The following is a 20332-nucleotide window of genomic DNA, read 5'->3' as shown; positions in this document are numbered from 1 at the left end:
GTCCTCGCAGGAACACGCCGTCTGGGACACACGATTGTCGAGGGGCGTGCTTCCCCTCACGCTATACGATTGCGCACCGCCGTGTACACGTGCGCTGGCGCCGTGCTCTGCACGATGGTGGAGGGGCGAGCGAGGCGGACGGGTGGTGGTGTTTTTTGGGGACCGATTGGCGGCGGGTCGTCGCGTCACGCGCCACCGCTCCTCCCCTGGCGAGCCGCTTGCCAGTCATGTTGCTCGCTCTCACCCGGATCGGGCGAGCGAGGCGTCGTGGCGGACCCGCGCAATCAAGGGCCCTATCGAGGCAAGAAGCGGAATGGCGGCCTGAAGGACAACAGCGCGTGGCCACCACGCGGATATCGGACCCGAGGAAAACTCAGCGCGCAGCGCGGACATCCGTCCCGATCCGGAGGGCGCCCACGAGATTGCGAGCCCAACTGCCACAGCCCGCAGCCAGGACCACCCTGAGCACGCCATTGCAGCGCATAGCACTGTCAGGAAAACGGTGAACCTGACGGGGCCGGTGTCCCACGGCCGCTAGGAGCGCGACGAGGGTGCGAGCAGCGTCGGCGCCTTGCGCTCGGAACACTTCACGCCGCCCCCAATGCGCCGAGAGCGGGGGCGAGAGCCATTTCCGCCCCCGCCCGCCCCTCCCGCTCGCCAGAAATTTGCCAGGACCTGCGTCCAGACCTGTCCGCGCGTGCCCACGCCCGTCCACGTGGCGGGCCGCGCTAGCTACCCAACATCCCTACAGAAATCAGCGGAGGAGAAGGGATTCGAACCCCTGGTACCCTTCCGGGTACGGCGGTTTTCAAAACCGCTGCCTTCGACCACTCGGCCACTCCTCCAAATACCTATTTCGACTGCGTTTTCTGCCACCTCCCTCGGCGTTTGTCAACGCCGCGCTGCCGCCTGTTGCCCATCTGTTGCCCATCCTGAGCCTGGCCTACGAAGCCAGGCTCAGCCGCTCGATGACCCCGCGCTTTGCCACCTCATTCGTGTGCGCATAACGCTGGGTCACGCTCAGGTGCTGGTGCCCCGCCAGCGCCTGCACGGTGGGCGCGTCCGCTCCGATACGGAAGCACCGTGTCACGAAGAAATGCCGCAGGTCGTGCAGGCGCGACTTCGGCAGCTTGGCTTTCGCCAGCACGCGCTGGAATGCGTGCAGCAGGCTCGACTCGCCCCAGACGGTCCCCCTCGACGAAGGGGACACGGGGTCGGTCGGTTCGTGCGGCTTCGCCGCCGCCTCGCGGAGCATGCGAGCGAGCCGGGTAGTGAGCGGGAGCGTCCGCTCGTGGCCCGACTTCGGCGTGTCCACCTCACCGCCGTAGATCGTCTGGCGAACGATCAGGAGGCCAGCGTCGAGGTCGACATCCATCCAGCGAAGGCCCCGGATCTCCCCTGCCCGGAGCCCCGCGTCTGCGGCCAGCGTGAGGGCCATCCGCGCGGCCGAGTAGGCGAGCCCGAGGACGAGCTCGACGTCCTCGACGCTCGGCGGCTGCACGACCTTCTGGCCGACCTTGGGAAGCTTCGGGAGCTTCGGCATGGCGGCCAGCTGGCCGGCCTCGACAGCGCATCGGAGGACGCTGCGGAGAGCCACCTGGATGTTGCGTCGAGACGATGGCTCGAGCCCGGCCTTCACGAGGTCGGCGTCGAGCTTCGTCACCTTCACGAAGTCGACCTCCGCCGCGGGCATGTCGGCGAAGCGGGGCAAGAGCTCGGACTCGAACGACACCTCGTACGAGCGACGCGTCGTGCGCTTCAGCTTCGTGATGGCCTTGGTGGCTCGGAAGAGCTCCACGGCCTCGCGGAACGTGAAGCTCTGCGGGCTCGCCGGAGGCGGCGCGACGGGCTCTACGGGCCCGTCCTGCTGCCCAGGAACGGCCGGGATGTACCCGAGTTCCTCGAGCTGAGCGATGAGGCGTCGCTCCTCGGAGTGCGCGGCCTGGGAGGTCTGCACCTGGGCGTCCCTCCGGAAGCGGACGCGCTTGCCGGTTCTTCGGTCACGGTACGGAATTTCAATGATCCACCGGAGTTTCCCTCTCCGGGTCTTCTTGCGAACGGTCATGTCGAGGTCCTCCCCGACCTGGCCGCGCACCTGGGTGACGAAGAACTACCACGAGCCCATCGCGCTTGCATCATGAGCCCGGCTCCGCGCTCGCACTCCAGCGAGAGGAGAACTGCACGCGCCAGAGGCGGCCGAACTTGCGGGCGCGGACGCCGTCGATGTTCGACTCGATCACGCCGTCGGGCGCGCGGACGGCGTGGCGCTCGATGCTGCGACGGAGCGCCTCGGGCGACATGTCGAGGAAGTCGGCCGCGGTCTTGATCGAGACCCAGCCGCGCGCCATCGGGGGCTCGGTCGCGTGGGAGATCTTGCGCTTCACGTCGACCTCCGCGCTGGCCGCGTGGGGCGTTTGTCCTCGAGCTTCGCGCGGATGTTCGGGGCGGCGAGGCCCGCGCGCACGAGGGCGAGCGTCCCGCGCCGCACTGGCAACCCAGCAAGCGTGCGACCCAGTGCCTGCCGCGAGACGTTCAGTTCAGCGACCACCGCTCGCTCCCCCATCTTCTCGATGAGCAAGCGCAAGGCACGCAACTCGTCGACGGACAGGGCGATGCCCTTTCCACCATGCTCCATGGCCCAAACGGTAGGCCTCAGGGCGCCAGGGTGTATGGAACAGTGGCCGATCGACCACTGTTCCAAACTGGTCGACGCTGTAGGCGGGCGCCACCGACGCGCATCACACCGCGCCGCAGTTCGGCTGGGGAGCTACAGCTTCTTGCGCGCCGCGGCGTCGCGCGCTCGTGCCCGAGCCATCCGCCGCACTTCCTGTTCGAGCGCGTCGCCGACAGTCATGCCGCGCTTGAAGGAGAGATCTTCACCCTTGGTCATCAGCACGCTGATGAGCGCAAGTTCGCGGCTGTTGAGCTCGCGCCCGTAGACAAGCCCCCTGAAAAAGTTAGGGCCACGAGAGTTCACGAAATGCGCGAGAAACTTACGCCTCTCCAGGCGATGTCTGTACTTGCCGACATCCTGCACAAGCGACTCGAAGAAGCGGCGGCGCTGATGGAGCACCTTGTGCAGCTTGTGGGCGTAGTAGATCCCGTGATCGTCGCGGCGTGGATCAAGGCCACGAGACTCGAAGAAGTCGATGACCTCGGCCGCGGCCTTGCGGAGCTTGTTCATCACCCGCCAGGCCTCCTCTTCGATCCGCGAGCGCTGGAGAGTCTCCTCGAATCCGCCTAGCGGGTTCTTTGTCCACGGGTGACCGAACGTGGCGGCATACTCCTTCTTGCACTGCCGGACGAGCTCCTCGCGTAGCGCCTCCTTGTTGTCGTAGGTCTTGGTCCTGCGCTCCTGCGTTGACTTCCTCATCGCGGCCTCGGGAGAACGGCCACCGCCGTCGTTCTCGACTGACAGAGAAGTGTATGCCCGCGCCTGCAACGCGCCAGGTGTACCAGGACAAAGTGAACTACAAGTTCAAGAAGTACGGCCCCAAGTAACGCCGCACCTGAGTTACTTCGTCAACGCCTACGAAACAGGCGGTTTTGGAACAACGAAGTCATCGCTGTTCGGGGACAGTTGTACCCTCTAGAACGGCCGATTTCCCTTATTGGGTATCCCCATGCTGGGATGGGAGCATGTTCACTGCAGGGCACACGCTCCGAGCGACCGGACTGACGTACCGGCAGCTCGACCACATCGTCCGCAACCGTCTTCTACGGCCTAGCCACCAGGCTGCGCAGGGGCAAGGCACCCTTCGCCAGTTCAGCACCCGGGACCTGCTGGCGCTGCGATTGGCGAAAGAAATTCTCGCCGCTGGACTCCGGCTCCAGCCCTTCATGGCGCTCCTTCACTTCGTACAGCGGGATCCGAGGCTCCCACCGCTCGACGAGATCCGGGACATCACGCTGATGATCAACGGAGGACGAGGCAAGGTCGTCGTCCTCGATGGCAAGGAGAGCCACTGCGATGCGCAGAAGCACTCCTTCAGCATCGTCCTCCATCTTGGCTCCGCCGCGGAGCACGTGCGCCGCGAAATCGAGCGGCTCGCCACTACATCCAGGCAGCGCCCGCGCCGAGGGAACAAGAGCTGAAAAAGAGAACGGCTCCATCCGCTGGGTTTGCGACGCCGCGGGCGGAGCCATCCAGGAGACGACTGTGAAACTAGCACACGCTTCCACGGAATCCAATAACGGGGGCGAACGCCGACTGCCCTTCGAGCCCCTCCACATCCAGTACCTGGAGGAGCGCGGCGTCGATCCAGAATGGGCTGGCATGGGTGCCGACTTGCGCTCGGTCACGCCCGAGGAGGGCGCAAAGCTGCTCGGGTTCCCGCAGCCGCTCTCTTCGGGCGGTCTGTACATCCCGTATCCCAATGCGCAGGGCTACGGGCGGATCCGACTCGACAGCGGGGATACGCGCTTCCGTGTTCCGGCACAACGCGAAGTGCCGGTATATCTGCCGCCGGGCTTTCAAACTAAGGGGCCTCAACCGGTCTATGTCGTAGAAGGCCCCATCAAGGCCCTCTCGCTCCTGGACTACCACTTCAACGCCTTGGGGCTCGGTGGGACCGGGACGACCCTCGAGAAGAACGCTCGTCGGCTCAACGACTCGTGGGCGGAGCTGGACCTTCTGGGGCGCTACGTCTTCATCCTCTTTGACTCGAACCGCATGACGAACCCGAACGTCGCCCGCGACGAAGCAAGGCTCGCCCAGGCGCTCGCGGATGCCGGCGCGACCGTGCGGGTGGCCGCGCTCCCGCTGAAGCCGAACGGCAAGGACCAGGGGCCCGATGACTTCCTCACGGCCCGAGGCCGTGCCGACCTGCAGGCGATCATCGACGCGGCCGTTCCCGCCAACCCTGTCGAGCGGGTCGAGTACATCTCCAAGCACTTCCCCACGAAGGAGGAGCGCGTTCGCGCTGCCGCGGCGCTTCTCAATGACATGCCGTTCCTGGCGTCGATCAGGGAACGTGGCGTGGGTGTCGAGAAAGAGGTGTTGCAGCACCTCAACAGGTTGAAGGTGACAGCGAGCGACCTGCGCCGCGCCATGAAGCAGATGGAGGACAAGGCCAAAAGGAAGGCGGCATCGACGCCCGAGGTGGTCTCGATCTGCGAGAAGTACGACGTCCACAACGGCCAGTTGTGCCTCGTCCACCGGATCGGCGGCGCGGTCACGCATGAGCCGATCTGCAACTTCACCGCCAGCATCGTGCACGAGGAGATGCTCGACGATGACGTCGAGCAGCAACGGCGCTTCACGGTGACGGGCACGCTGGTCACGGGCGAGCAGTTCCCCGCGGTGCACATCAGCCCGTCGGAGTTCGCGAGCGAAGACTGGCCTCTCAAAAAGTGGGGTGCGAGGGCGGTTGTTTTTGCGCTGCCACGGGCAGCCGGGCATCTCCGGGCTGCAATCCAGGAGAACTCGACCCCGGCCTCGTCCACGACGTACACGCACACGGGGCTGCGCAAGCACAATGGGGAGTGGATCTACCTCCACACGGGCGGCGCCATCGGGGCTGTGGATGTGGCGGTCGACATCAACGACAACTTCCACCGCTATAAGCTTCCTGGGCTGGCAGAAGACGTCGCCGATGCCGTTCGGCTGTCGCTCGACTTCATTGACGTGGCCGATCCGCGGATCACGGCCCCGCTTCATGCCGCGGTGTACAGGGCGCTGTTGCAGGGCGTGGCCTATTGCGACGCGGCTGTCGCCCAGTATGGGCCGAGCGGCAGCTTGAAGAGCTCCGTTGTGGCTGTCGCCCAGTCGCACTACGGCTTCTTCGACCACAAGACGCTGCCGCTGAGCTGGACTTCGACGGCCAACGCGATCGAGGCGCACCTCTTCACGATGAAGGACATGCTCGTCGTCATCGACGACTACGTGCCAAAGAGCGCAGACCCCGGCGACGAGTTCCACAAGAAGGCGGCGCAGGTCTTCCGGTCGATCGGCAACGGCAGCGCGCGACAGCGCCTCAGCCGCGACCTATACCTCCACCGGAGCCGGCCACCGAGGGCTCTCGTCCTCACGACCGGAGAACAACTCCCCGAAGGCGGCTCGATCCGGGCGCGCCTCATCACCATCCGCATGCGGCGCGAAGATGTCGATCTCGACAAGCTCAAGCGCTTGCAGCTCGCCCGTGGCCGGTTGCCCCACGCGTTGCGAGCCTACATCGAATGGCTTCTGCCGCGCCTGAATAGCATCCACACGGAGGTCGCGACGATTCACGAGAAGTACGCGGCGGCTTTCCGGCAACAGGACGATGTTCATCTGCGTGCGCCTGAGGCGATGGCGCACCTGCTCGTCGGCGCGCATTACTTCGCGGAGTTCGCGGTCGACATGGGCGTACTCGACGCTGCCGGGGCAGCTGCCTACCTCGAGAAGGTGAAGGCCGCGCTCGTGGCGAACGGCCGCGACCAGGCGCACCTCGCCACGGAGACGAAGCCGAGCCAGCGCTTCCTCTCGGTGCTCAAGTCGCTCCTCACGCAAGGCAGGGTGGGCCTGGTGGCCGCGCACCTGCCGCTCGTGAAGAACGAGCCGAGCGGCGCCGTGCCGACATCGTGCGAGGTCGGCGGCGGCAAGAACATCGGCTGGGTCGACGACAAGTTCGTCTACCTGGTCCCCGAGGCTGCATACGAGTCCTTCGTGCAGGCCCTCAGGGCGATGAACGAGCCGATGCCGCTCGACCAGCCGGCGTTCTGGGCTCAGCTCGTGGAAGAAGGGCTGACCTCGAAGGGCGACGGGAAAAACCTGCACCCGAAGCGGCGCGTCGGTGGGGTGCGGGCACGGGTGGTGAAGCTGCCCAAGCACTACCTCCTCGAGCCGAGCGAGATCGAGGGGCGCGTCAACGAGGAGCTCAGCAACCGCTCGGACGACACCGATGATGATGACCCCGACGGCGGGCCAGGGGGTGGACCTGGGCCGGGGGGTGGCGCTGGGCCGGCGAGCGGGTCCGGGCAGCCGCCTGCAGGGCGGGGTGGTGATGCGGGGGCGCCAGCGCTCTACCCCGTCTCGCCGCGGCTCCCGCCCCGGGCCCTACTGGCCCTACCGAGGCCCTACCGCGGCCCGACCAATGGATTGAGCGTTTCCTCGACGGATCCAGGCAGTTCTGAGAAGTGGCCCTACTGGCCCTACTCCTCAGATGGTAGCTCCCAACAAGGCGGCGTTTCGATGCAGGTGGGAGAGGCTCCCACCCTGCCTAGCGATTCCCATAGCGGGGTCACCCCTGCCCCTGGAAAGGTAGGGCCAGTAGGGCCACACGACCTAAGTGCTCGATCTGCGAAGGGAATCCTGGCCCAACCCGGTCGGGCCACGTCGGCCCATGGGTCGGGCCAGCCGACGGGCCTCGCCCTGGATGTCGCGGCGTTCGCTGGGGACGCTGCCTGTGCCGGCAGGGTCGGCATGGCGATGCGATCGACAGGGGCACGCCCCATCATCGATCGGCCCAGCCTGCTCGCCCTTGCCACGCCAGACGGGAAGACCTGTGTGCTCGACCTGTCGAAGCCAGGGACTCTCGGGCCGCTCGCCGACGTCCTCCCACAGGTGACCGTCGTCGGCCACGACATGAAGGCGCCGCTCATGCACCTCGCCCACCACCTGGGTGTGGAGCCGAAGGCGGCCTTCGACACGATGTTGCTCTGGAAGCTGCGCGATCTCGGAGAGCACATCGACAATCCGAAGCACTTCAACCTCGAGCGCGCTCGCGCGGAGGCGGGCCTCTCCCCGAACGACAACGCGCGGGCGGGGACGGGAGTGCAACGAGAACACGAGGCGGCGGTGGCAGAAGCCCAGGATGTGCTTCGCATCGCTGACTGTCTGCGCGAGGAGATCACGCGATACGGCATGGAAGGAGCCGCCGAGCTCGAGTTGTCGTTCCAGCCCCACATCGCGCAGACGGAGCTCGCGGGCGTGCCCATCAACCCTGTGGAGTGGGCGGGCGTCGTGGACGCGTGGGGCGCAGAGGCGGAGCTGATCAAGAAGCGCTTCAGGGCCAGGGGCGTGAACATCCACAACGACAAGGAGGTGAAGGCCCTGCTCCGCGATGAGGGGATCAGCGTGCCGCGCACGGGTGGCGGTGCGCTGGCGCCCTTCGCTCATGTCCCCCTCGTTCAAGATCTGCTGCGCTTCCGGACGCTCCACAGCTTCGTTGCTGGGCCGGGAAAAGAGGTTCTGCTCCGACTCGACAAGAACGGGCGTGTACATGCCTCGTTCAATCAACTCGGTGCGGCAACGGGGCGCATGTCCTGCTCCCTGCCGAACCTGCTCGCGCTGCCGCGCGACAACAAGATCCGGGGATGCATCCAGGCTCCCCCGGGCAAGAAGCTCGTCGTCGGCGACTACAACGCGATCGAACTACGCGTCCTCGCGGACTTCACCGGCGATGAGCGCCTCGTCGAGCTGTTCCAGCGAGGGCGAGACCCGCACACCGAGACCGCGATGTACATCTTGGGCGTGTCTCCTGATGCTGTTACGAAAGAAGCGCGTGACAGGGCCAAGGCGATCAACTTCGGCCTGATGAATGGCATGGGAGCGGCCTCGCTCGTGGCCTACGCCCTCGAGAACTTCGGGGTTGTGATGAGCCTCGAGGAGGCCGAGGAGTACAAGCGGAAGTACTTCGAGCTCTACGTCGGCGTGCTGTCCTGGCACGAATACGTGCGACAAGAGAAGCCGGACGCGCTGCGCACTGCCAGCGGGCGCATTCGATACTTCGGCGAACCGAACCAGTTCAACGCCAAGCTGTGCACGCCCATTCAGGGCACTGCGGCCGACGGCATGAAGCAGGCGATGGTGCTCCTGGCCCCGCACCTCAATGGGCTCGGAGCGCAGATGTTCCTCGTCGTGCATGACGAGCTCCTCGTTGAAGCGCCCGAGGAGCACGCCGAGGAGGTCAAGGTGCTCATGCGCGACTGCATGATCGCCGGGATGCAGAAGTACGTGCCTTCGGTGCCGATCGTGGTCGAGCCAAAGATCATGCCGCGCTGGTCGAAGTAACGAAAAGAACAGCGAATTGACGCTTGGAACCTCCGGTACCTATATGACCGCGTCGGGGGCAGACGCGCCAGCGCGTCTTACGGGGGTTCCAAGGAAGGTCAAACCAGCGCGCTCCTACCTCAACCCGGAGCCTCGTGTTCAACGGTGCCGCTCTCGCACCGCGGATGTGGATGCACAAGCGAACGGGTTTAGCCCGTTCTCAGCCGCATCACGCCGCGTCCTGCACCCGCCTGGACGGCTTGCCCTGGACCTCGTCTTCTTCATCTGGACGCCGCTCTCCGGCGGGGCCTCCTCGCCCGCCCTCGAGCGCTTCCACTGCCGGCGATAGACGCAGTCCGGCATGTCCGCGTGCTCGGCCAGGAGCTCGTCCAGCTCCTTGATCCGCCTGCACACCATGAACCTCGACGTGCCGAGCTTCTCCGCGCTCTCGTCGAGGTCGTGCCCGGCAGCGCGCAGCTCGACGAGCTCGCGGTCCCGCGGGGAGAACGTCTCGAGCCACTCGTTCAAGCTGGTGGCCGAGATGATCTGCGCGTGCTTGCTCCTCCTCGCGGCACAGAACCAGTCCAACCGAACGAACCGGTCTACTGCCAGAACCGTTTCCTTTCCGTCCAGTCACACCAGCTCTTGAGCCCCAAGCCGCCGGGCAAGTAATCCGTGGGCTCCTCGGGCAGCTCGTCACCCAAGCAGCTGGACTGCCGCGGGTAGACGCCCAGATCAGAAAGGCCCTCGGTATTCGCAGGCGTAGGTCTTCCGGGCAAGCAGCTGGCCAGACGGATCCCGCAGCTCGCTCCTCCACCGCAGAACCACGACGTCTCCAAGCGCGAGCATCGCCCCCCAGACAGTGTGCCCCTCCAGGATGTCCATGGGCACCTCGACGACGGTGCGCTCGATGCGCGTAATCATCACGTACCCCTCCGCCAGCCGCTCGTCCGCGGCATCGAGGAGGATGTAGCGCAGGCTGGTAGGAGTCCCATGCCGGTTCTTGAGCTCAGACCGAACGAAGGCCGACAACCCCTTGCCCCTCGACAGGCCGAGGAGCCGACCGCTCCTTGTCGTCTGTTCGGACAAACACCCCACGTGCAAATATAGAATTGGTGCCCAGATCGGAAGAGCCTTGTTAAACCGCGGTAGACCTCCGACACCGGCGTGATCCCCTCCTCGCAGGACGCCTGGAGGCGAGTTTCACACGCTCCGTGACCGCGGCCCCCGCTCCCTGCTCAAGCTCCACCTTCGCGGTTGACCCCCGTCAGCCCCCGCTCGCTCCACACCAGGGGAGACGTCGAGCGATCACCTGGCACGATGGCAGATCTCTCAACCGTCGCCATCGTGTCGACCTCTTGACTTTCAATAATATGTGTCGACAACCGGCAGGCTAGGACATTTCATGTCCCGTGTCAGTCCAGTACCAGCCCGCCACTTCCTTATTACTGCTGCCGGGCGGTGCCAGCCGAGCCCCTGCGTAGCGGCATTCGCGCGAGCGGGTGCGCGCAGAGCCCAGGATCCAGCCGCAACTACATCGGCATGCCATTCCCACTGGGTGCCGAGAGGACTACACCGTACCCACATATCCTCCCGAACTACTCCGTCCTCGATTATTTCTGTGGACGGAATGCGGGTCCTCTGCAATTTACACTCTGCCAGACGACTTATGGCGCCCGTGCCTCGGGAGCCTGGCCGACGTGTAGCTTCTCGCGTCGCCTCGTGCATCATGTTGCTGCATGACGGTACCCGTCTCGTCGCGCGCGGAGGTTTTCTCAGTGCTCATCGAGAACGGGTCCTGGCCGTTTGGTGAAGGGTAAGAACAGGAATAGACGGGGTGTCATTTCCCCCCGTGATAGGTATTGGTAGATCTACAACACGGGCACGCACGTCCCGCCGCGAGCATACGGCTGAATACGGTTTCGTATGTTCACCTGGAGGGATACCGCGTGCGCCTCAGGTTCGTATTCGTCGCTTTCGATGCGACGAAAGGGCCGTGGTGTGCTCGTAGGGCGCCTTGCCCGATGGTCTGTGCGTCGGGCTGGCATGGCTTTGGTCGTCTCTGTGGGAGGCGACGTCACTTGATCAAGGAGCGCGGTGAGCATCATGAATGAGGAGCTCGAACTCGAGAACGCCACGGCGAGCATCTACCGGCTCGAGGGCCGGATCGTCGATGCCGCGACCGGGCACGGCATCGACGACGTGTACGTCGAGCTGTGGGATCAGGAAGGTATCTGCAGCGACCTCGTAGCCATCGCGAAGACCGATGGGCTCGGCGACTTTGCCTTCACCGTGAGCGACGCGTACCTCGACTCGCTCTTCCTCGGTCGCAGGCCGGCCCTCAAGTTCCGTCTCCTCAAAAACGGTCGGTTCGCGCCCCCCACTGCCACCTGGCAGCCGGCCGCCGAGACGCAGCACATCCGCGTCGCCGTGGATATGAGCGCAACGCGCATCACCGAACAGCCAAGCAGCCTGGCGGTGCGAGGGCGCCTCACGGACGCGTACGGGGTGCCTCTGAACGCTTACAGAGTTCGCGCTTATGACAGAAAGGGAAATACCGAAACGCAAGTAGGCTCTCTCGCGATCACCGATCCGCAAGGGCGATTCCGCATCGGCTACACCCTCGACGATCTGATCCGCTTGGGCAAGCAACACGCAGATCTCGTCGTTCGCGCCTTCAAAGTTGAAGGAACAGTAGAGACCAAAGTTGCGGAATCCAGTGGCATCTGCCGCGCTCCAGCCACCGCGGTCGTGAATCTCGTACTCGAAGATGCGCCCCTGCGCGGGATACCCGAATACGACCGCGTTCTGGCCCGGATGGTCTCGGTGATCGGCAATGGGCCCACAGGGGGCGAAAGCGAAGAACTCGTGTCGCACATCGCCTGCAGCACGGGCGAGTCACGAGAGCTCGTCGATCTCCTTGTCAAGGCAGGCAGCCTCGCCGGCGAGCTCCAGCTCAATCGAAGTGCCCTCTATGCTCTTCTCCGGCAGGGACTCCCTTCCACGCGGGAGGAACTCCTCTCGCAACGGCTCTCCACCCTCCGGCGAGCCTTCGAGCAGTCGATGGCCGCGAACATCGTTCGTGCCCTTTCGACGGAGGACATCGATGATCTGATGGAGACGTTCGTCGGCGCGATGGTGGCCCTCGCCTCCGGGCCGCGGATCGGGGGTGGCAGTTCGTTTGCGGATCTGCTCGGGCTGGCGAACCTCGGATCGGAGGCGCAAACCAAATTCGTCCGCTCGGTCATTGAGCACGAGGGGACGGTCGACGGCCTCTGGACGCAAATATCGCAAGATTCCGATTTTCCCCCGGCGACCATTGATCGCCTCAAGTTCGTCCTGCAATGCGGCGCGCTCACGCGGTACCACGCGCCGCTCATCGAGAAGCTCTCCGGGGGTCTGACCAATGCCCGCGAATTCGTGCGGTACGACCAGGATGACTGGAGGCAGATCCTCGACGAGGCGTGGGGCACCGGGCAGATCGGCTGCCCCCCGGATACGCCCGGTGCGGACGAAAACGAACGACGGACGAACTACGCCCGCATCCTCGAGCGCACGGTCGAGGCCGCCTTTCCCACGGCCGTCATCGCGGACCGCGTCACCCGGGACGCGGGGCCGGCGACGAACATCAGCGTGTTCTTCAGCAACAACCCGAACTTCGAGTTCGGCTCGAAACGCGTGTCGAAGTATCTCGAACAAACGCCAGACGCGATGACGGGCGTGAGTGATGTCCAGGCGACGACGCAGCTGCTGAAGAAGATGGAGCGGCTCTTCCGCATCACACCCCGATACCGCGACGAGATGAAGCCGCTCCTCGACGCCGGGCTCCATTCGGCGCAGAGCATCCACCGTCTGGGCAAGCGCCGCTTCATCGCCAGGTTCGGCTCCGCTCTGGGAACGGAACGGGCCGAGGCTATCTTCGGCAGGGCTTGCTGGATCGCGTCCACGGCCACCGCGCTCCTAGCCAAATACGGGAGCAGCTTCCATGGGCCGAAGATCGCCACCCTCCCGGACCTGGCCACGCCCGCCCAGGAGCCGCACGAGGACATCGCAGATTGGTCTTCGCTCTTCGGCTCCCCGGACGCCTGCGCGTGCGAGCATTGCCGGTCCGTGTACGGCCCCGCGGCTTACCTCGTGGATCTGCTCGAGTATTTGGATCGGCAGGACTCCAATCTCCCGCATCCCGATCCCGACGTGGACCATTACTCGGCGAGGGACGTCCTCATCGGCGATCTCAGCGGGCAGGTCGACGGCCCGAAGGGGCGAAGGCCGGACATCGCGCGGCTCCTGCTCTCCTGCAAGAACACGAACACGACCCTGCCCTACATCGATCTCGTCAACGAGATCCTGGAGGTCGTCATTGCGAATGAGGTGGAGGGGCCGGACTACCTCTGGCCGGCGAAGATCGAGAGTGAAGGGGCGTCGCAAGATCTCTTGGCCGAGCCCGAGGTGTTCGATCCGCTCCATCTGCAAGCTCGCAATGCGGCCTACGCTGAGCTCGCGGCTGCGGTCCATCCCTTCGATTTGCCGTTCCACCTCTGGGATGAAGAGGCGCGGGTTTATCTCGAACATCTCGGCGTACCCCGGTACGAGCTCGTCGAAGCCTTCGTCGCAGCAAAGAAGCCGCCCCCCGCTGACGTCAACGACCAGATCGCGCGCGAGCGCCTGCGCATGTCGAAGCGGGAGTGGGAAATCGTCACGAAACAATCCTCGGAGGCCCCCGCGGCGTATGAATGCTGGGGAATGCCGGAGACCAACTGGGTCGAGAGCCTGGCATCCGTCCCGGTGTTCCTCAAGCAGGCAGGGCTCTCCTTCGACGAGCTTCGAGAGCTGCTCGCGACGAAATACGTGAATCCGAACGCCTCGCCGACGGTCGAGCTCGACCCCGAGACGGGTTGCGATATCGATGCAAAGACGCTGGACGGACTCGACGAGGCGCTCCTCGGCCGTATCCACCGTTTCCTGCGCCTGCGCAAGCGGCTCGGCTTCCGCATCACCGAGCTCGACTGGACGCTGACCTCGTTCGGTGCAGGGGACATCGATGCGGTGATCGTGCGCCACGTGGCCGACATCGTGGCATTGCAAAAGGAACTCGAGCTACCGCTTCCCGTGCTCCTGTCGTTCTGGGGGGACATCGGAACGCGTTCAAGCGAGGAGTGGGGCAAATCGCTCTACGAGGAGCTCTTTCTCAACAAGTCGGTGACGACCCAATCAGGCGAATTTGCGAATGTGCCGGGTGGCACCGCGGCGGGAACCGTGCTCGACCATGCCGCGGGCATCCTGGCCGCTCTGCGAATCAGTGCCCACGATCTCGCTCTCCTGATCGTGCCCGAGGTCGCCCAGCAGCAGATCGGCATCACAAGTCCGCTCGCTGCGAACGCGGTGCTGAACCTGGAAAACCTCTCGCGGCTTCACCGCATCGTCGCGCTGGCCAGAGGGCTGCGTATCGGCATCCAGGACCTCCTGGTCCTTCTCGAGCTCTCCGGGCTCGAAGCGCTCACGGTCACGGTCGACCCACCGCAGCCACCGCAGCCGCCCGCCGTGCCGGCCACTACGCGGGCGTTCGTCGAGCTCGTGGCGAAGGTGCGGCGTTCCAAGTTCAGCATTGCAGAGCTGCATTCCCTGGTCCGGCACGAACCACCGCCGGGGACCCCGGTGGTGCTATCCGACGTGGTGCGCGATCGGATCGTCGCTGATCTCGAAGCCATTGCTGCGAGGGTCGTGACCGAGACGACCCTCGTCCCCGATCCCTGGAACGAGCAACTCCGCGCACGCCTCGAGGAGGTGCTCGATGGCGTCCCGGCCGTGGAGGCGCCTGCAATCGTCCAACGGATCCTCGAGATACTCGAGACTCCGTCGACGGAGTCGCCGGAAGCTCGTGACGACGAGCGTGGGTTTATCCAAAACCACCTCGGGCATGTCTTCGGGGCCGAGACGTCCGATGCACTGGACGACCTCGTCGGTCCGGCTGGCACGACATCGAACCCCGGGACTGCGCCGGCGACGGCGCGGTTCGCCTATGTGCTCCCGCGCCTGCTCAACCACCTGCGCAGAACGCGGACGCAGAGCCTCGTCACGCAGAAGCTCGCGACGGAGCTGAAGCTCGACGCCGAGGCGGTCGAGCACCTGCTCACGACCGTCCTCGTCTCGTCTGCGCCGCAGGGAACACGGGCCATCTTCGATTTCCTGCCTGCGATGAACAATGCCCTCGGGTACACCGCGCCAACGGAGGCGACGAACGCGGACCGCAAGACCACCGTCCAGCTGCTTTACAAGGTCGCGCTCATCGTCCAGCGGCTCAGGCTTCACGCCTCGGAGCTGGCCTCGCCGTACCCGACGGGCGCGACGCCGGGCTGGCTCGATCTGAATACCCTGCTGCTCGGGGGGCAGGACGCAGACGCCGACCGCCAGGAGCGTTTCGCGAAGCTGATGCGTCTCGTCGACCTGGCCTCCTTCCGCGACACGCTGCGGAATGGCCGTGAGGACCTGCGGGCTATTTTCACACAGGCAGGCATCGTGGGGCCGACGCTGTTCTACGACGAGCTCTCGGCGCGTACCGGTTGGCCGCGGAACGACGTCCAGCCACTCATCGAGAACGTCTTTGCGTTCACGCAAGCGGATTTCCTCGACGAGAAGGCGCTCCTTTGCCTCCACCGCGCCTTCCAGCTCCTCAGCCGACTCGGCGCGTCCGCCGCGCAGGGGGCGCTCTGGGCCAATGTTGACGCAACCACCGCCGACATTGCGCTGGACGTCAAGCGCGTGGCGCGGGCCAAACACGATGACGCACGCTGGAGCGAGGTTGCCCGTCCGCTGCGGGACGTGCTGCGCGAGAAGCAGCGCGACGCGCTGGTCGGGTACCTTGTCGCAAAGCGGGACCTCGCGGGCCCGAACGAGCTCTTCGACGAGCTGCTCATCGACGTGGAGATGAGCCCGTGCCAGCTCACCTCCCGCATCAAGCAGGCCATCAGCTCCGTCCAGATGTTCGTGCAACGCGTGCTCCTCGGGCTCGAGGCGAGCGTGCCGGACCTCGGCGAAGAGGCCGCGCGCGAATGGGATTGGATGAAGAGCTACCGGGTCTGGGAGGCGAACCGCAAGGTCTTCCTTTATCCCGAGAACTGGATCGAGCCAGAGCTGCGGGACGACAAGACGCCGTTCTTCAAGACGCTGGAGAGCCGCCTTCTTCAGGGCGATGTCAACGCGGAATCGGCCGAGACGGCTTACCGCGAGTATCTCGAGAGCCTGCACGAGGTCAGCCGCCTCGAGGTGGCGGCGATGTTCCACGAGCGGGAGGACGGAGCGGATCCGGTCGACATCGTGCACGTCATCGCGCGGACCCACGCGCCGCCGCACAGGTACTACTACCGGAGGCGCATCGACGCCAGCTACTGGACGCCCTGGGAGAAGGTCGATCTCGACATCCCGGGAGACCACCTGCTGGCTGCTGTCTGGAACCGCAGGCTCCACCTGTTCTGGCCGATGTTCCAGGAGCAATCCGACAAACCATCCGATCCGCAATCGAATTCGAAGAAGAAGTCCTGGCGCGTGGGCTTCAGCTGGAGCGCGTACCGGAACGGAGGGTTCGGCGCGGTACAGACGACGGGGGAGAGGGGCATGCGGCTTCCTCTGGCCATCGAGCCCAGCTTGGTCTCTTTCTCCTTCTCGATCGACGACGAGGCAGGCGACCTGACCATCCACGCGCTGGCCAACGAGTCCGGATATGACGGAATCGAGACGACCCACACCACCTATACGCTGATCGGCAGGCTCACGATCGGCTCGTGCACAGGCGAACTCAACTTCTACGCCATAAATTGGCCGCTGCCGGGCTGGAGGCCGGCGCACGCGCTCCCGACGAACATGCGATTCATGGAGCAAGCACTCCTTCGGCCCAATGATTTCCTTCGTATTCGCGTCACTGGCGCGTTCACGCAATCGCCATTCGGCATCCCCGTCGTCGACCTGCTCGGGAACACCCCCGGGCGCTTCTCCTTGCTCACGGACCGGCAAAACGACACCGTGATGCTCGAAGAGAAGTCGCGTGCCCCGATGTTCTACGGGGACAAGAGCCGCGTGTTCTTCATGGATCTGCAGTTGCAGGCGCGTGTCGCGTGGAGCAGCGCCGCCCAGTCCTTCCCGAATGCCTCCGCGCCGGTGAAGCGGCACGCCGGCGAGGGCCTCGATCCGATCGTCCTCCAGTGGGCCAATACGCCCAAGATTTATCTCGGCGTCAACGCAGCCGTCCATGGCGCCTACCGGTTCCACGCGTTCTACCACCCCTACGTGTGCGACTTCGTGAGGCACCTGGAGCGCCGCGGTATCGACGGCCTGCTCCGGTGGGACATGCAGGGGCCGACGCCCCTGCAGCTCACGTGGAGCGACATCGAGGACCTCTACGAGCCCACCAAATTCGTCGCAGAGCCATTCCCGATCGAGGAGGTCGACTTCTCCTTCGGCGGCGCCTATTCGCAATACAACTGGGAGCTCTTCTTCCACGCGCCCTTCCTCGCCGCCACGCGCCTCAGCAAGAACGGCCGCTTCGCCGAGGCGGATCGGTGGTTCCGCTACATCTTCGATCCGACGGGCGGGGCGCCGGGGAACGGTCCGGAGCGGTTCTGGAACGTCCGTCCTTTCCGGGAGAACCTCGATCTCGCCTCGATCCAGGCGCAGCTCGAGCAGCTCGCGGCGGAGAACCCGAACGCCCAGCTCCTCACGGAGCTCTTCGGCGGGTCCTCCGAATTGGGGGCCACCCAGGATCTTACCGCGCAGATCGCTCGCTGGAGGGAGAACCCCTTCAATCCGCACCTCATCGCGCGCATGCGGCCGCTCGCCTACCAGAAGTCGGTCGTGATGAAGTACGTCGAAAATCTCCTTTCATGGGGCGACAGCCTCTTCCGGCGCGACACGATCGAGTCGATCAACGAGGCGACGCAGCTCTACATCCTCGCCGCGCGGATCCTCGGGGACCGCCCGCGCCTGGTGAAGCAAGAGGACGTACCGCCCAGGTCTTACGCCGAGCTCGAGCCCAGCATCGACGCGTTCTCGAATGCGCTCGTGGAGATCGAGAGCGTCATCCCGCTGCTGCCGCCGGATGCAGACGTGCGGTGCACGCGTCGGGAGCCGCCGCCGGCGCTCCGGACGCTCTACTTCTGCGTGCCGCCGAACGATCAAATGCTGGCCCTCTGGGATACGGTCGGGGATCGCCTGTTCAAGATCCGGCATTGCATGAACATCGACGGCACGGTGCGACAGCTCCCGCTCTTCGAGCCTCCGATCGATCCGGGGTTGCTCGTGAAGGCCGCGGCGAACGGGCTGAACATCGGCGAGCTGCTCTACGGGATCAACATCCCGCTGCCGATCTACCGCTTCTCGGTGCTCCAGGCAAAGGCGCTCGAATTCGTCGGCAGCGTGATCGCCATGGGCGGCGCGCTCCTCGCGGCGCGAGAGAAGCGCGACGGAGAGGCGTTGTCGCGCCTGCGATCCCGGCACGAGCTCGACGTCCTCAGCGCGATGCGCGAGGTACGAAAGCGCCAGGTCGACGAGGCGAAGGAGTCGCTCGAGGCCCTGCGACGCTCTCGAGCCGTGATCGAGGAGCGCCTGACGTTCTATGCCGGGATCGAATACATGATTCCGGAGGAGGAGATGCAGGCGACGCTCACCAACCTGGCCAACCTCGAGACAACGAACGCCGGGATTGCACACACCCTCGCCGCCGTGGCGAAGCTATTTCCGCAGATCTCGATCGCCGGCCCATTGCCTCCGAAGCTGGAGAGTGAGTTCGGCGGTGTCCAGCTCGGCGGCGTCCTGGAGGCTGGCGGGCAGTTCCACTCGCTGCTCGCGAGCATCCACCACGCTGGCGCGTCCCAGAGCGCGACGATGGCCAGCTACAAGCGCCGCTGGGCGGAGTGGAAGCTCCAGGAGCGCCTCGCGCAGAAGGAGATCGAGCAAATCAACCGCCAGATCGCGGCTGCGGAGATCCGGCTCGAGATCGCCCAGAAGGAACTCGCAAACCACGACCTCTCCATCAAGAACGCGAAGGAGGTCGAGGAGTACCTGAAGACCAAGTACACGAACGAAGAGCTCTACGACTGGATGGCCTCGCAGGTCGAGGGCGTGTATTTCCATGGCTACAAACTCGCGTACGAGCTCGCGAAGAGGGCCGAGCGGGCCTTCCAGTTCGAGCTCGCGCAGCCCGGGGCGAGCTACGTCAACTTTGGCAACTGGGAGAGTGCGAGGGATGGACTGCTCGCGGGCGAGAGGCTCCAGCTCGATCTCCGGCGCATGGAGGCCGCGTACCTCGAGCAGAACAAGCGCGAGTACGAGATCACGAAGCACATCTCGCTCGCGGAGGTCGACCCGCTGGCGCTTTTGAAGCTGCGCGAGAAGGGGAAATGCGAAGTCGAGCTGCCTGAGGCACTCTTCGATCAGGACTGGCCGGGGCATTACCTGCGCCGAATCAAGACCATCAGCATGACGGTACCGGTCGTGAACGGGCCCTATGCCGGGGTGAACAGCAAGCTCACGTTGCTGAAGAGCAGCGTGAGAATGAACAGTGAGGTCCATCCAACCCCGAGCCTAGCCGCCAACTATCCTCGGAAGACCGACGCATCCGGACCCGATCCTCGCTTCCTCGACCATTATGGATCCACCCAGTCCATCGTGACGAGCAGTGGCCAGAGCGACGCGGGGCTCTTCGAGCTGGTCTTCCGTGACGAACGGTACTTGCCCTTTGAGGGAGCAGGCGCCGATAGCACGTGGAAGATTGAGCTCGATGGGAAGACCAACCGCTTCGACCCAACGGCTGTCCACGACGTGGTCCTGCACGTGCGTTACACGGCGCGGGACGGCGGCGAGACGCTCAAGAAGGGCGCGCTCGAGGCGCTGGGCGTCGTGGAGAATCCGCCGGCAGGATCGGGCCCCACCGGCTTCCGGCTCTTCAGCGCAAAGACGGACTTCCCCGACGGCTGGCATGTATTCCTCGCGGGCGCGGGTCAGCCGGCAACGCATACCCTCTCCTTGCCGCTCGGGCTCCGACACTTCCAGCCGCTGCTCGGGAATCGGAGTCTGGTGATCACGAAAGTGCATCTCTTCGCCAAACGTTCCGGTGTCTCGACCGCCAACCTTCTTATCCAGGTCAGGGTGCCCGGCGTGTCGCCTGAGAACCCCGCCACCGCTAGCCCCACGTTGTCAAACACCGGTGAAATCTACGGGGATCTGTTGTTCGAGAACGTCGCGATCGGACCGGCCATCGAAATACGATCGGAGACGGCCAGCAACTTCGCCTCGTGGACATTGAAGGTCACGGAGACACCCATTCAGCTCGAAGACCTCTGGATCGTCTGCGAGTACAAGCAGCAATAATCT

9 protein-coding genes and 1 tRNA gene are annotated in these 20332 nt (G+C 65.0%); 2 read left to right on the top strand and 8 right to left on the bottom strand.

The annotated features are described in order from the left end of the window. Positions 1-758: 758 nt before the first annotated feature. The 6 genes from QHF83_RS15580 to QHF83_RS15555 all read right to left on the bottom strand — a co-directional run bounded on the left by QHF83_RS15580 (position 759) and on the right by QHF83_RS15555 (position 4113). Positions 759-845 (bottom strand) — tRNA-Ser (locus QHF83_RS15580). Positions 846-943: 98 nt separating this feature from the next. Then, entirely contained in the window at positions 944-2065 is a 1122-nt protein-coding gene (locus QHF83_RS15575; RefSeq protein WP_282418619.1) for a site-specific integrase, read from the bottom strand. A 70-nt stretch (positions 2066-2135) separates the two neighbouring features. Continuing rightward, positions 2136-2384, bottom strand: coding sequence for a hypothetical protein (locus QHF83_RS15570; RefSeq protein ID WP_282418618.1), 249 nt, complete (start codon positions 2382-2384; stop codon positions 2136-2138). Then, positions 2381-2635 carry a hypothetical protein gene (locus tag QHF83_RS15565; protein WP_282418617.1) on the bottom strand — a complete coding sequence of 85 codons (255 nt, stop codon included), beginning with the start codon at positions 2633-2635 and terminating at the stop codon, positions 2381-2383. The genes QHF83_RS15570 and QHF83_RS15565 overlap by 4 nt, the downstream gene beginning before the upstream one ends. Positions 2636-2767: 132 nt before the next feature. Beyond that, on the bottom strand, positions 2768-3373 hold the full coding sequence (locus QHF83_RS15560; RefSeq protein WP_282418616.1) for a hypothetical protein: 606 nt from the start codon (positions 3371-3373) through the stop codon (positions 2768-2770). A 344-nt stretch (positions 3374-3717) separates the two neighbouring features. Continuing rightward, a complete protein-coding gene (locus QHF83_RS15555; protein ID WP_282418615.1) occupies positions 3718-4113 on the bottom strand; it encodes a hypothetical protein in 396 nt (131 codons plus the stop codon). Positions 4114-4276: 163 nt separating this feature from the next. Between QHF83_RS15555 and QHF83_RS15550 the strand changes: the two genes are divergently transcribed. Continuing rightward, complete coding sequence (locus QHF83_RS15550; RefSeq protein ID WP_282418614.1) at positions 4277-8992, top strand: DNA polymerase; 4716 nt, start codon at positions 4277-4279, stop codon at positions 8990-8992. Between the two features lie 138 nt (positions 8993-9130). On the opposite strand, the gene QHF83_RS15545 is transcribed toward QHF83_RS15550, so the two are convergent. Further along, a complete protein-coding gene (locus tag QHF83_RS15545; RefSeq protein WP_282418613.1) occupies positions 9131-9499 on the bottom strand; it encodes a hypothetical protein in 369 nt (122 codons plus the stop codon). 207 nt (positions 9500-9706) lie between these two features. Continuing rightward, positions 9707-10060: a hypothetical protein gene (locus QHF83_RS15540; protein WP_282418612.1), complete on the bottom strand. Its 354-nt coding sequence runs from the start codon at positions 10058-10060 to the stop codon at positions 9707-9709. 1017 nt (positions 10061-11077) lie between these two features. On the opposite strand from QHF83_RS15540, the gene QHF83_RS15535 reads away from it, so the two are divergent. After that, the gene (locus QHF83_RS15535; protein WP_282418720.1) at positions 11078-20329 is read left to right on the top strand and encodes a neuraminidase-like domain-containing protein; all 9252 of its coding nucleotides are present in this window, start codon (positions 11078-11080) and stop codon (positions 20327-20329) included. The last annotated feature ends 3 nt before the right edge of the window (positions 20330-20332 follow it).

This window comes from Polyangium sp. 15x6, from assembly GCF_029960785.1.
Lineage (GTDB): Bacteria > Myxococcota_A > Polyangia > Polyangiales > Polyangiaceae > Polyangium.
This window is presented reverse-complemented; position numbering and strand designations above follow the sequence as displayed.

Excerpts from the sequence above, each read along its gene's own strand:
- QHF83_RS15535 (WP_282418720.1), top strand. The coding sequence starts at position 11,078 with ATGAATGAGGAGCTCGAACTCGAGAACGCCACGGCGAGCATCTACCGG.
- QHF83_RS15560 (WP_282418616.1), bottom strand. The coding sequence starts at position 3,373 with ATGAGGAAGTCAACGCAGGAGCGCAGGACCAAGACCTACGACAACAAG.
- QHF83_RS15555 (WP_282418615.1), bottom strand. The coding sequence starts at position 4,113 with ATGGAGCCGTTCTCTTTTTCAGCTCTTGTTCCCTCGGCGCGGGCGCTG.
- QHF83_RS15550 (WP_282418614.1), top strand. The coding sequence starts at position 4,277 with ATGGGTGCCGACTTGCGCTCGGTCACGCCCGAGGAGGGCGCAAAGCTG.
- QHF83_RS15575 (WP_282418619.1), bottom strand. The coding sequence starts at position 2,065 with ATGACCGTTCGCAAGAAGACCCGGAGAGGGAAACTCCGGTGGATCATT.
- QHF83_RS15565 (WP_282418617.1), bottom strand. The coding sequence starts at position 2,635 with ATGGAGCATGGTGGAAAGGGCATCGCCCTGTCCGTCGACGAGTTGCGT.